This window comes from Nocardia acidivorans NBRC 108247 (genome assembly GCF_001625085.1).
GTDB lineage: Bacteria > Actinomycetota > Actinomycetes > Mycobacteriales > Mycobacteriaceae > Nocardia > Nocardia acidivorans.
In genome coordinates this window covers 42,784-54,957 of sequence record NZ_BDAW01000037.1, presented here as the reverse complement: position 1 = coordinate 54,957, position 12,174 = coordinate 42,784, and the positions used below count along the sequence as shown (strand labels likewise).

The 12,174-nt window shown below is 65.1% G+C and carries 12 protein-coding genes and 1 tRNA gene; 10 read left to right on the top strand and 3 right to left on the bottom strand.

Translation table 11 applies throughout. The annotated features are described in order from the left end of the window. The first annotated feature begins 81 nt into the window (after positions 1 to 81). The 4 genes from NA10_RS20995 to NA10_RS20980 all read left to right on the top strand — a co-directional run bounded on the left by NA10_RS20995 (position 82) and on the right by NA10_RS20980 (position 4,092). Positions 82 to 1,119 (top strand): branched-chain amino acid ABC transporter permease, encoded by a 1,038-nt coding sequence (locus NA10_RS20995; RefSeq protein ID WP_067570582.1) that lies wholly within the window; start codon positions 82 to 84, stop codon positions 1,117 to 1,119. Continuing rightward, the gene (locus NA10_RS20990) at positions 1,116 to 2,348 is read left to right on the top strand and encodes a branched-chain amino acid ABC transporter permease (protein ID WP_067570580.1); all 1,233 of its coding nucleotides are present in this window, start codon (positions 1,116 to 1,118) and stop codon (positions 2,346 to 2,348) included. The genes NA10_RS20995 and NA10_RS20990 overlap by 4 nt, the downstream gene beginning before the upstream one ends. Further along, the gene (locus NA10_RS20985; protein ID WP_067570577.1) at positions 2,345 to 3,313 is read left to right on the top strand and encodes an ABC transporter ATP-binding protein; all 969 of its coding nucleotides are present in this window, start codon (positions 2,345 to 2,347) and stop codon (positions 3,311 to 3,313) included. Before NA10_RS20990 ends, NA10_RS20985 begins: the two co-directional genes overlap by 4 nt. An 83-nt stretch (positions 3,314 to 3,396) precedes the next feature. Then, a complete protein-coding gene (locus tag NA10_RS20980; RefSeq protein WP_067570648.1) occupies positions 3,397 to 4,092 on the top strand; it encodes an ABC transporter ATP-binding protein in 696 nt (231 codons plus the stop codon). Positions 4,093 to 4,154: 62 nt separating this feature from the next. Here the strand turns inward: NA10_RS20980 and NA10_RS20975 are convergent. Next, positions 4,155 to 4,227 (bottom strand) — tRNA-Trp (locus NA10_RS20975). A gap of 150 nt (positions 4,228 to 4,377) precedes the next feature. Between NA10_RS20975 and polA the strand changes: the two genes are divergently transcribed. Next, positions 4,378 to 7,116, top strand: a complete 2,739-nt coding sequence (polA, locus tag NA10_RS20970; protein WP_067570575.1) for a DNA polymerase I — start codon at positions 4,378 to 4,380, stop codon at positions 7,114 to 7,116. 118 nt (positions 7,117 to 7,234) lie between these two features. On the opposite strand, the gene NA10_RS20965 is transcribed toward polA, so the two are convergent. Beyond that, complete coding sequence (locus NA10_RS20965) at positions 7,235 to 7,567, bottom strand: four-helix bundle copper-binding protein (protein ID WP_067570573.1); 333 nt, start codon at positions 7,565 to 7,567, stop codon at positions 7,235 to 7,237. 244 nt (positions 7,568 to 7,811) lie between these two features. Between NA10_RS20965 and NA10_RS39200 the strand changes: the two genes are divergently transcribed. Beyond that, entirely contained in the window at positions 7,812 to 7,943 is a 132-nt protein-coding gene (locus NA10_RS39200) for a hypothetical protein (RefSeq protein ID WP_281180216.1), read from the top strand. A 93-nt stretch (positions 7,944 to 8,036) separates the two neighbouring features. After that, positions 8,037 to 8,459, top strand: a complete 423-nt coding sequence (locus NA10_RS20960; protein ID WP_067570571.1) for a 2-isopropylmalate synthase — start codon at positions 8,037 to 8,039, stop codon at positions 8,457 to 8,459. 91 nt (positions 8,460 to 8,550) lie between these two features. On the opposite strand, the gene trxA is transcribed toward NA10_RS20960, so the two are convergent. After that, positions 8,551 to 8,919, bottom strand: coding sequence for a thioredoxin (trxA, locus tag NA10_RS20955; RefSeq protein WP_067570569.1), 369 nt, complete (start codon positions 8,917 to 8,919; stop codon positions 8,551 to 8,553). 130 nt (positions 8,920 to 9,049) lie between these two features. Here trxA and NA10_RS20950 point away from each other — a divergent pair, with 130 nt between their 5' ends. From NA10_RS20950 to NA10_RS20940, 3 genes are all read left to right on the top strand, one after another. Further along, a complete protein-coding gene (locus NA10_RS20950; RefSeq protein WP_067570567.1) occupies positions 9,050 to 10,135 on the top strand; it encodes an isocitrate/isopropylmalate dehydrogenase family protein in 1,086 nt (361 codons plus the stop codon). Positions 10,136 to 10,289: 154 nt separating this feature from the next. Continuing rightward, positions 10,290 to 11,198, top strand: coding sequence for an ABC transporter substrate-binding protein (locus NA10_RS20945; RefSeq protein ID WP_067570565.1), 909 nt, complete (start codon positions 10,290 to 10,292; stop codon positions 11,196 to 11,198). A 51-nt stretch (positions 11,199 to 11,249) separates the two neighbouring features. Further along, complete coding sequence (locus NA10_RS20940; protein WP_157556649.1) at positions 11,250 to 12,164, top strand: amino acid ABC transporter permease; 915 nt, start codon at positions 11,250 to 11,252, stop codon at positions 12,162 to 12,164. Positions 12,165 to 12,174: the final 10 nt, after the last annotated feature.

The window sequence follows — 12,174 nt, the reverse complement described above, 5'->3', positions numbered from 1 at the left end:
GACTCGAAGCGGCGCGGCCGGATTCACGGCGGGTCACAAACCCGTTCCGGCCCGCCGCTTCCCCTACGGCGAGAGTTTTGAATGTCTTCATCCCTATTGGCCGATGCGGCTCTGCTTGCCAACGGGTCCATCGATTTCAACGTCTCGGGTGTGGTCGACCAATTCTGGCGGCTCACCGTGGACGGTTTGGCTTACGGTTCGATCTATGCCCTGGTCGCGGTCGGCTATACCCTGGTATACGGTGTGCTGCGACTGATCAATTTCGCCCATTCGGAAATTTTCATGGTGGGCATGTTCGGTCAGTACATCGGTCTGATGGTGGTCGGTTTCAGTCCCAGCGGAAATGTGTACTCCGAAGGCATTGTCCTCACCGTCGTCTATCTGTTGGTGGCCATGATCTTCGGCATGCTGGTCTCGGGTGCGACCGCGGTCGGCCTGGAGCGCATCGCCTATCGCCCGCTGCGTAGACGCGGGGCCAAACCACTCATCTTCCTGATCACCGCGATCGGCATGTCGTTCGTGCTGCAGGAATTCGTGCACTATGTGCTGCCGAAGATCTCCACCAAACTCGGCGGGACGAATGCGCAGCAGCCGATCATGCTGGTGCGCCAGACCGAACAGTTCACGATTTTCGGGGCCTCGGTCACCAATGTGACCCTGGTGATCATCGTGGCCGCGATCATCCTGGCCGCGACCACCGAAATCCTCATCAACAGAACGAAATTCGGCCGCGGTATTCGCGCCGTGGCGCAGGATCCCGATACCGCGACCCTGATGGGCGTCTCGCGCGAGCGGATCATCATGCTCACCTTCCTGCTCGGCGGTCTGCTCGCCGGTGCGGCGGCCATGCTGTACACCCTGAAGATCCCGAACGGCATCATCTACTCGGGCGGATTCATCTTGGGCATCAAGGCATTCAGCGCCGCGGTGCTCGGCGGTATCGGCAATCTGCGCGGTGCGCTGCTGGGTGGTCTGCTGCTCGGCTTGGCGGAGAACTACGGGCAGATCCTGTTCGGCACCCAGTGGCGTGACGTGGTCGCGTTCGTGGTGCTGGTGGCCGTGCTCATGTTCCGCCCGACCGGCATTCTCGGCGAGAGCCTGGGGAGGGCGCGGGTATGACGCTATCGAAATCCGCCGCACCACAACCGAAGTCGCCGCCCGCCAAGTCCAAGGGCCGCGGTATCGGCGATTCACTGCGTGATTGGTGGGGCGGGCTGTCCCGTCCGGCGCAGTGGGGCCTCGGCGTGCCGGTCATCATCCTGCTCGCACTGCTCCCGTTGTTCCCGCCACCGCTGCTCGATACGCCGGGCACCAGTTTCTCCGGTGTGATGGCGCAGTTCGCCATGACGGCCCTGATCGCCGTCGGCCTGAATGTCGTTGTCGGCCAAGCCGGTCTGCTCGATCTCGGCTATGTCGGCTTCTATGCCGTCGGTGCGTACACCGTCGGCCTGCTCACCAGTCCGAACAGCCCGTGGAATCAAACCGACGGCTGGTTGAAGCCGAGCTGGGCGTGGATCGTCTGTGTTCCCTTGGCAATTGGCGTCACGGCCGTCTCCGGTCTGATCCTGGGCACGCCGACGCTGCGCCTGCGCGGTGACTACCTGGCCATCGTCACCCTCGGTTTCGGTGAGATCGTGCGCCTGCTCGCCGACAATCTCGGCGATATCACCAATGGCAGTCTCGGTCTCTCGCGGATCGCGTATCCGCGCGTCGGTGTCTCCGACTCGCATCCGGACGGGTATTTCTCCTCCGGCAATCTCGGCGACAGGCACAGCTGGAATCTGCTGGACCGCGCCAATTCCGGAGCCTGGTGGTTCTGGATCGGTATGGCCCTGGTGATCATCGTGCTGCTGTTCGTCGGCAATCTGGAGCGCAGCCGGGTCGGCCGCGCCTGGGTGGCGATTCGCGAGGACGAGGACGTCGCCGAGATGATGGGCGTCCCGACCTTCAAATTCAAACTATGGGCGTTCATGATCGGCGCGGGCATCGGCGGTATGTCGGGTGCGCTCTATGCCGGTCAGGTGCAGTTCATCAATCCGACCGGATTCAACATCATCAATTCGATGTTGTTCCTGTGCGCGGTGGTGATCGGCGGTCAGGGTAATAAACTGGGCGTCATCGTCGGTGCGTTCCTGATCGTGTATCTGCCGAACCGGTTCATGTCGGTGAATATCAGCGGCCAGTCGCTCGGCGATTACAAGTATCTGTTCTACGGCGTCACGCTGGTGGTGGTCATGATCTTCCGGCCGCAGGGTTTGTTCCCGGTGCGACAGAAACTGCTCGCCTACGGGCGCACGGTCTACCGCGCGGTGCATCGCACCCCCGAAACCCCTGGAGGACAGCGATGACCGGGCCGGGCGCGGGTGGCGCGCTGTTCGACAATGAGGATATGGGGGCGGGCTATACCGCCGACGAGGTCCGCGAGGCGGCGGGCACCCTGGATGTCACCGAGGTACTGCCGATCTTCGCCGATGCCGAGGTCGTCGCGGAAGTCGTTGCGCCGCATCGGGAAATCGAGACCGCAGTGGGTGCGCCGCTGCTGCGCACCGACGGGCTGACGGTGAAATTCGGTGGCCTCACCGCACTGGACAATGTCAGCTTCGAGATCCGCCGCGGTGAGATCCTGGGCATGATCGGACCCAATGGCGCGGGCAAGACCACCTGCTTCAACGCCATCACCGGCGTCTACCGGCCCACCTCGGGCACGGTGTCGTTCGACGGTCAGCCGCTCACCAAATCCAAGCGCAATGAGATCACCCGCCTGGGCATCGCCCGCACCTTCCAGAATGTGCGGCTGTTCCAGGAGATGACGGCGCTGGAGAACGTGGTGGTGGGAACCGATGCGCGGCACCACACGTCGATTCCCGGCGCGGTCTTCCGAAGCGCCCGGCATCGCCGTGAGGAGAAGGACGCCATCGAACGCGGTATGGCGCTGTTGGAGTTCGTCGGCATCGCCCCGCGCGCGGTGGAGAAGGCGCGCAACCTCTCCTACGGCGATCAGCGCCGCCTGGAGATCGCGCGCGCCCTGGCGACCGAACCGAAACTGCTGTGCCTGGACGAGCCCGCGGCCGGATTCAATCCGAGCGAGAAGTCCGCACTCATGGATCTGATCCGCAGGATCCGCGACGACGGGTTCACCGTGCTGCTCATCGAGCACGATATGCGCCTGGTCATGGGCGTCACCGATCGCATCGTGGTGCTCGAGTTCGGCCGCAAGATCGCCGACGGCCTGCCCGCGGAGATCCGCGACAATCCCAAGGTGATCGCCGCCTACCTGGGCGTCCCCGATGACGAAGTGGAGGCAGCACAGTGACCCCGCCGACCCCGCCGACCCCGCCGCAGGCCGAGGGCGAGCAGCCCGGTACGGATTCCGAACCGCTGTTGCAGGTCGACGATATGGTCGTCAGCTACGGCAGAATCCAAGCGCTGCACGGTATTTCGCTCACGGTCGCACCCGGTGAACTGGTCACCCTGCTCGGCGCCAATGGCGCGGGCAAGACCACCACCATGCGTGCGCTGTCCGGTCTGCTTCCGCTGGGTGGCGGCCGAATCCTGTTCGAGGGCCGCGATATCACCCGGGTGAAGGCGCATGAACGCGTCGGCCTGGGCCTGATCCAGGCTCCGGAAGGTCGCGGCGTCTTCCCCGGTATGACGGTTCAGGAGAATCTCGATATGGGCTGCTACTCACGCCCATTCAAGACCAAGGCCGAGTACAACGAAACCTTGGAGTGGGTCTTCTCCCTCTTCCCCCGGGTCAAGGAACGCCAGAAGCAGGTCGGCGGCACCCTGTCCGGCGGCGAACAGCAGATGGTCGCCATCGCCCGCTCCCTGATGGCCCGTCCCAAGCTCCTGCTGCTCGATGAGCCGTCAATGGGCTTGGCCCCCATGGTCATCCGCCAGATCTTCCAGATCATCGCCGATATCAACGCCCAGGGCACCACGGTCCTGCTGGTCGAACAGAACGCCCAGCAGGCCCTGACCCGCAGCGACCGCGCCTACATCCTGGAGACCGGCGAGGTGACCAAAACCGGCTTCGGCCGCGACCTGCTGCACGACCCGGCGGTCAAATCCGCCTACCTCGGCGTCGGCTGAATCAGCCTGCGCGGGAAAGCATTCGGGCCGGTCACCCAGTGGGTGACCGGCCCGAAGTATTGCAGGGGCGACAGGACTTGAACCTGCAACCTGCGGTTTTGGAGACCGCTGCTCTGCCAGTTGAGCTACGCCCCTTGGCGTGTTGTGCGCGGCAAGATTATCAGCACCGGCCGCCGACGCGAAATCGGATTTGCGGGGGCGGGTCCTGCCCGGGTGTCGGCCGGTGGACGCGGCGAAAGTGCCCGCTTCCCCCATGTGTCGGTGCACGTCCCTAGACTCTCCTGCGTGACCCCTGCCTCTACCGATCAGCGGCCGAGCGCCGTCTCCGTCCCCGGCGCCTCCGAGGCGCAGCCCACGCTGCTGCTGTTGGATGGGCATTCGCTGGCCTATCGCGCCTTCTACGCGCTGCCGGCGGAGAACTTCAAGACGGCGGGTGGGCAGACCACCAATGCGGTGTACGGGTTCACCGCCATGCTCATCAATCTGCTGCGCGATGAGAAGCCCACGCATGTGGCGGCGGCATTCGATGTGAGCCGTAAGACGTTCCGGACCGAGGCGTATCCGGAGTACAAGGCGAATCGGGCCACCACCCCGGACGAGTTCCGGGGGCAGGTGGAGACCACCCAGGAAGTGCTGGGGGCGCTGGGGATTCCGGTCATGGCCATCGACGGGTACGAGGCCGACGATGTGATCGCCACCCTGGTCACGCAGGCGGAGCCGCAGGGCTTCCGGGTGCTCATCGTCACCGGCGACCGCGATTCGCTCCAGTTGGTCAGCGATAACGTCACCGTGCTCTACCCGAAGAAGGGCGTCTCGGAGCTGACCAGGTTCACCCCGGCGGCGGTGGAGGAGAAGTACGGGCTCACCCCGGCGCAGTACCCGGATTTCGCGGCGCTGCGCGGTGACCCGAGTGACAATCTGCCCGGTATTCCGGGCGTGGGGGAGAAGACCGCCACCAAGTGGATTCGCGAATACGGCGATCTCACCGCACTGGTGGACAAGGTCGACACGGTCAAGGGCAAGGTCGGAGATGCCTTGCGCGCCAACCTGTCCAGCGTGATCCTGAACCGGCAGCTCACCGAGATGGTGAAGGAGGTGCCGCTGCCGTACACCCCGGACCAGTTGAGCATGCAGCCGTGGGATCGGGACAAGATCCACCGGCTCTTCGACGAACTCGAATTCCGGGTGCTGCGCGATCGGCTCTTCGACACCCTCGCCCCGGTCGAGGCCGAAGCCGAGATGGGCTTCGAGATCAGCGGTGCGGCCGTCGCGCCCGGCGCACTCGCCGCCTGGCTGGCCGAGCATGCCAAAGCCGGTGCCCGGCACGGCGTTTCGGTCGTCGGCGTGGGCACCCCGGTACACGGTGACGTGAAGGCCATCGCCCTGGCCGCCGCCGACGGTGAGGGCGGCTACCTCGACGTGCACACCCTGACCCCCGAGGACGAGGCCGCGCTGGGCGCCTGGCTCGCCGATCCGGAGACCCCGAAAGCCCTGCACGAGGCCAAATCCGCCATGCACGCGCTGCGCGGGCGCGGCTGGACCCTGGGCGGGCTCAGCAGCGATACCGCCATCGCGGCGTACCTGGTCCGCCCCGGCCAGCGCACGTTCAATCTCGACGATCTCTCGCTGCGCTACCTGAGCCGCGAACTGCGCGTGGAGGACAGCGGCGAAACCCAGCTGTCCCTGCTCGATGACGAGGATCAGGTCGACGAGGAGATCGCCAAGGCCGAAATGCTGCGCGCCCGCGCGGTTTTCGACCTCGCCGACGCCTTCGACGCCGAACTCGAGCGCATCGAATCCACCGCCCTGCTCGGCGATATGGAGCTGCCGCTGCTGAGCGTGCTGGCCGATCTGGAGGCCGCCGGAATCGCCGTCGACTCCGCACAGCTCGAGGAACTCCAGGGCGAGTTCGCCGACCGCGTCGCCGAGGCCGCGCAGGCCGCCTACGGGGTCATCGGCAAGCAGATCAACCTGGGCTCGCCCAAACAGCTCCAGGTGGTGCTGTTCGACGAACTCGATATGCCCAAGACCAAGCGCACCAAGACCGGCTACACCACCGATGCCGATGCGCTGGAAGGGCTTTACGAGAAGACCCAGCACCCGTTCCTGCAACATCTGCTCGAACACCGCGATGCGACGCGGCTGAAGGTGACCGTCGACGGCCTGCTCAAAGCGGTCGCGGATGACGGGCGAATTCACACCACCTTCAATCAGACCGTCGCCGCGACCGGACGCCTGTCCTCGACCGAGCCGAATCTGCAGAACATTCCGATCAGGACCGATATGGGCCGCCGCATTCGCGATACCTTCGTGGTCGGCCCCGGCTTCGAATCGCTCATGACGGCGGATTACAGCCAGATCGAAATGCGAATCATGGCGCACCTGTCCAAGGACGAGGGGCTCATCGAAGCCTTCAACTCCGGCGAGGATCTGCACAATTTCGTGGCCTCCAAGGCGTTCGACATTCCGATCACCGAGGTCGATCCGGAGCTGCGCCGCCGCATCAAGGCCATGTCCTACGGCCTGGCGTACGGCCTGTCGGCCTACGGCCTGTCCCAGCAGCTCAAGATCAGCGCCGAGGAAGCCAAGGCGCAGATGGACGTCTACTTCGAGCGGTTCGGCGCGATTCGCGAATACCTGCGCGAGGCAGTGGAATTGGCCCGCAAGACCGGCTACACCGAAACCCTCTTCGGCCGCCGCCGCTACCTGCCGGACCTGGACTCCTCGAACCGTCAGCGCCGCGAGGCCGCCGAACGGATGGCCCTGAACGCCCCCATCCAGGGCACGGCCGCCGACATCATCAAGGTCGCCATGATCGACACCCAGCGCGCCATCGCCGCCGCAGGCCTCAAATCCCGCATGCTGCTCCAGGTCCACGACGAACTCATCTTCGAAGTGGCCTCCGGCGAACGCGAACAACTCGAAGCCCTTGCCCGCGAACACATGTCGAACGCCATCGAACTCTCGGTCCCGCTGGAAGTCTCCGTCGGCGTAGGCCGCAGCTGGGACTCCGCCGCCCACTAGTCCCGCGCCGTCACAACCAGGCCCCGTCATCCCGGCATGCTTTCGGCCGGGAACCACACCCGCAGGTGCTGCGCTGATCGTGTGGATCCCGGCCGAAAACGCGTCGGCTGACGAAGGGTCAGTCCGCGAGCTGAGCAGCGAGGGTTGTCAGTACGTCGGCGGTCTCGCGGCAGGTGCGGGCGCAGATCTTCTCGTCGAGCTGTTCACAGCTCTCGGCGGTGGCCGTGCACACCTGGGCGGTGAGCTCGCACAGCGCCGGCGCCCAGGGGGAGCGCCGATCCAGGATGTCGGCGGTGAGCCGGCAGATGGCCGCGCAGTCCATCAATTGCGCGATATGCGCACGCGCCGCGTGATCCCCGCTCAAATCCAGGGATTCCCCGGTTTGCCGGACGCAGGTGCGGTGACAGCCGAACAAATGATTGATGGTGCTCATGATCTTCGGATCGGTCATCGTATGGCTCCCGGGTGTTCACGGAGGATTGGAGCGAGCGTCCGGCACGGTTTGCCCATTGTGACATCCGCCGGTGCCCTCGCCCGGAACCATGGATGCCGTGCCACACGAGGCTGGTTGCTGTGCTTGCCGACACCGAGCGGTATCGCCCGCACCACACACCTGATGACCTGCGACAAAGTTACCCGTGGGTCGAATGCGAATATGGTTGCCAATGCGAGGGTCTGCCCTTATGCTCGGTGCCGTGCCGAATCCCCTCAACAGCCGCAACGCTGCGCTCGAAGTCGCCGACCGCGACCGCGCCGCGATTGTTCCGCTCACCGCGACGGTGGCTGTCGAGCGCGTACTCGTAGTTCTCCGCCGTAGCGGGGTCTGATTCGGACCGGCCCCTCGCTGCGGCCGTTTAGAACTTTTTTTGCGCTGGTCCCCTCTGCCAATTTCTGAGAAGAAGTCGGGAAGACCTAGTTCAATGACACTCACCATCGATACACGCGCGTTCATTGCCGCTGCCCCCGCGAGCCTGCGGGCCGAGAGCGCCGGTCTGAGCCCCGCCGAGTTCCACGATCGCTACTGCCGTGACACGGGTGCGATCAAACTCGGCGAATGGACTCACCTCTGCGCCGCGGAATTCACCGCGACCCTGGAGTTCGCCGATCACCTGCGTACCGTCACCTCGTCGGGGAGCCCGGTCGCGGCGCTCACCTCGGCCCTGTACGACGAGGGCTTTCCGGTCGAGATCCTGCAATTCCATCAGCGCCGCACCGAATCCGGCACCGCCACCTTCGTGCTGTGCGAATTCAACGGCCGGCGCGGCTGGGGTGCGGCCATCGCCGACGACAGTGCGGAGTCCACCATCCGCGCCATGATCGCCGGAATCAACACCTTCGCGTAAACGAATGCGCCGCAACCCTTTCCAGGGTCGCGGCGCATTCGATGCGTGAATCACCGGCGACGTCAGTGCTTTTCGGCATCCGAGCCGAAGCTCAAGCCTTGGCCTGCTGCTCGGCGAGCTGCTTGCGGACCTCGTCCATATCGAGCTCCTTCACCTGCCCGATGAGATCCTCGAGCGCGGCGGGCGGCAGCGCACCGGGCTGTGCGAACACCAGCACGCCCTCGCGGAAAGCCATGATGGTCGGAATCGACCGGATATTCGCGGCGGCGGCCAGGCCCTGCTCGGCCTCGGTGTCGACCTTGCCGTGCACCACATCGGGGTGCTTCTCCGAGGAAGACTCGAAGGTCGGGGCGAACGAACGGCACGGACCGCACCACGCAGCCCAGAAGTCGACGAGAACCACGTCGCTCTTGGTGACGATGTCATCGAAGTTCTGCTCGGTCAGTGTCTGGGTGGCCATGACGTCCTCTCATGTCGATTTTCCCGGTCCAACACCGGGCCGTCGCGTTCTCTTCCCTTTACCCACTACGGTAGCGGCCAACCGCGTGCCGCCGTATGGCCGCCGTGGCGTTTGCGCGAGGATGACTGCCATGAGTGACAGCGAGACTCGGCTCCGGCTGGGCCTGATCGAGGGTGACGGCATCGGCCCGGAGATCGTGCGGGCGACCCGCGATGTGGTGGACGACGCCTTCGCGGTGGTCGGGCTGACTCCGGTGGAATGGGTGCCGTTGCCGATCGGTCACGCCGCCATCGCGGAATTCGGTGACCCCATGCCCGAGTCCACGCTGAAGACCCTCGAGGGTCTCGAGGGCTGGATCATGGGCCCGCACGACAATGCCTCGTACGCGGCCGAGCATCGCCTCGGCCTGCCGCCCGGGGGCGCGGTGCGCAAGCGTTTCGGTCTGTATGGAAACCTGCGCCCCTCGCGCACCATCGAGGGTGTGCGGTCGGTCGCGCCGGAGATGGATCTGGTCATCGTGCGGGAGAACAGCGAGGGCCTGTACGCCGATCGCAATATGTTCACCGGCTCCGGCGAGTTCCGTCCGACCGCCGATATGGCGATGTCCATCGGCGTGTTCACCCGCACGGCCATCGAGCGTGTCGCGCGGCTGGCCTTCGACGGCGCGAGCAATCGCCGCAAACGGGTCACCATCGTGCACAAGGCGAATGTGCTGCCGGTGACCATGGGCCTGTTCCGGGACGTGTGCTACGAGATCGCCACGGAGTATCCCGATATCGAGGTGAACGATGAGCACGTCGATGCCGCGGCGGCGCATCTGGTGCGCGCGCCGGGGGATTACGACGTGATCGTCACCGAGAACCTCTTCGGCGACATCCTCTCGGATCTGGCCGGGGAGCTGAGCGGTTCACTGGGTCTGGCCGCCTCGCTGAACTGTTCAGATGACCAGGCCATGGCGCAGGCCGTGCACGGCGCCGCGCCCACCCTCACCGGGCACAATCGCGCGAATCCGGTGGCGCTCATGCTCTCTGCGGCGCTGCTGCTGCGCTGGCTGGCGACCCGCTATTCGCACAGTGCGCTGCGACGGGTGGCCGAGCGAATCGAACATGGGGTTGCGGAGACGTTGCGGGCCGGAGTCGCCACATCCGATTTGGGTGGGTTAGCATCTACCACCGAATTCACCGAGCAGGTGCGCGCCCGGCTGCACCGCTGGTGAAGCGCACTTCCGGAACCGGGCGTGTATCGGCCACGCTACGGCGTGTCGCCGATTAATGTTCGGTTACCGACCGGCATGGAATGTACGACTCGCCTACATTTCAAAACGGCGGGCGACGTCCGGATGTCGCGTGACCGAACTGTGGAGGACTGCTGTGTCTGTTCGTAACTCTCTCCGCGGGCGTGCCCTGCGGGCCGTCTGCGTGCTCGCGGGCGGCGCCCTGGTGCTGACCGCGTGTACCAGCAACTCGGATTCCAACGCGCCCGATGTGGCCAAGGTGGATGTGACCAAGGTCGACAGCATCGCGGCCAAGGTCCCCGCGGACATCAAGAACGCGGGCAAGCTGCTGGTCGGCGTGAACACCCCGTATTCGCCGAACGAGTACAAGGATCCGGGCACCGGCAAGATCGTCGGCTACGACGTGGATTTGATGGACGCGGTCGCCAAGGTGCTCGGCCTCTCGGCCGAGTACAAGGAAGCCGACTTCGAGAAGATCATCCCGGGTATCGAGGCCGGTACCTACAACCTCGGCATGTCCTCGTTCACCGATAACAAGGAACGCGAGAAGACCGCCGACTTCGTCACCTACTTCACCGCGGGCAGCCAGTGGGCCCAGCAGAAGGGCAAGACGATCGACCCGAACAACGCCTGCGGTAAGCGAGTCGCGGTGCAGCGCACCACCGTTCAGGACACCGACGAGATTCCGGCCAAGAGCGCGGCCTGCGTCGCCGCCGGTAAGCCGGAGATCACCAAGGTCGCCTACGACGAGCAGAGCGCCGCGGCCACCGCACTGGTCAACGGTCAGGTCGACGCCATGTCCGCCGACTCCCCGGTGACCGCGTACGCGATCAAGCAGAACCAGGACACCATCGAGGCCTCGGGCGCCATGTTCGACTCCGCACCGTACGGCTGGCCGGTCAAGAAGGGCTCCGCACTGGGCCCGGTGCTGCAGGAGGCGGTGCAGTACCTGATCGACAACGGTCAGTACAAGAAGATCGCCGAGAACTGGGGCGTGCAGGACGGTGTGATCGCCAAGTCGGTCATCAACGGAGCGCAGGGCTGATAACCCACCATGTCGCAGGACGAGAGTAATTCCGCAGCCTCGGCTGTGACGATGTCGAAATCCACCGAGCCCGAGCCGATCAAAGCGATTCCGCTGCGCCGGCCGGGCCGGTGGATCGCCGCGGCGGTGCTGCTGATCCTGGTGGGACTGTTCCTCTACGGCGCCGGGACCAATCCCGCGTATCACTGGGACACCTACTGGAAGTACTTGCGGGACAGCAAGATCGCCTCCGGTGCCATGGTGACCCTGGAGCTCACCGTGCTGGCCATGGCCATCGGCGGGCTGCTCGGTGTGGTGCTGGCCGTCATGCGGCTCTCGCCCAATCCGGTGCTGCGCTCGGTGGCGTGGGTGTATCTGTGGATCTTCCGCGGGACGCCCGTCTACGTGCAATTGGTTTTCTGGGGCCTGTTCCCGTCGCTGTACAAGACGATCACCGTCGGCGTGCCGTTCGGACCGTCGTTCACGCACTTCGATGTGCAGCACTGGTCCGCGCCGTTCTTCTTCGCCATGGTCGGCCTGGGTTTGAACGAGGCCGCGTATATGGCCGAAATCGTCCGTGCCGGAATCAATTCCGTAGACGACGGGCAGCGCGAGGCCTCGACGGCGCTGGGCATGTCGTGGTCGCAGACCATGACCCGCACGGTGCTGCCGCAGGCCATGCGGGTGATCATCCCGCCCACCGGCAATGAGCTGATCTCCATGCTCAAGACCACCTCGCTGGTCACCGCCATCCCGCTCACCACCGATCTGTACGGCCGGGCGCGCGATATCTACGGTGTGAACTTCCAGCCGATTCCGCTGCTGCTGGTCGCGGCCACCTGGTACCTCGCGGTCACCAGTGTGCTCATGGTGGGCCAGTTCTACCTGGAGCGGTACTACTCGCGCGGTTCCTCGCGCAAGCTGACCGGTAAGCAGTTGAAGGCATTGGCTGCCGTGCAGCAGCGTTCGGGGGTGGAAGGGCATTGAGCGGCAACGA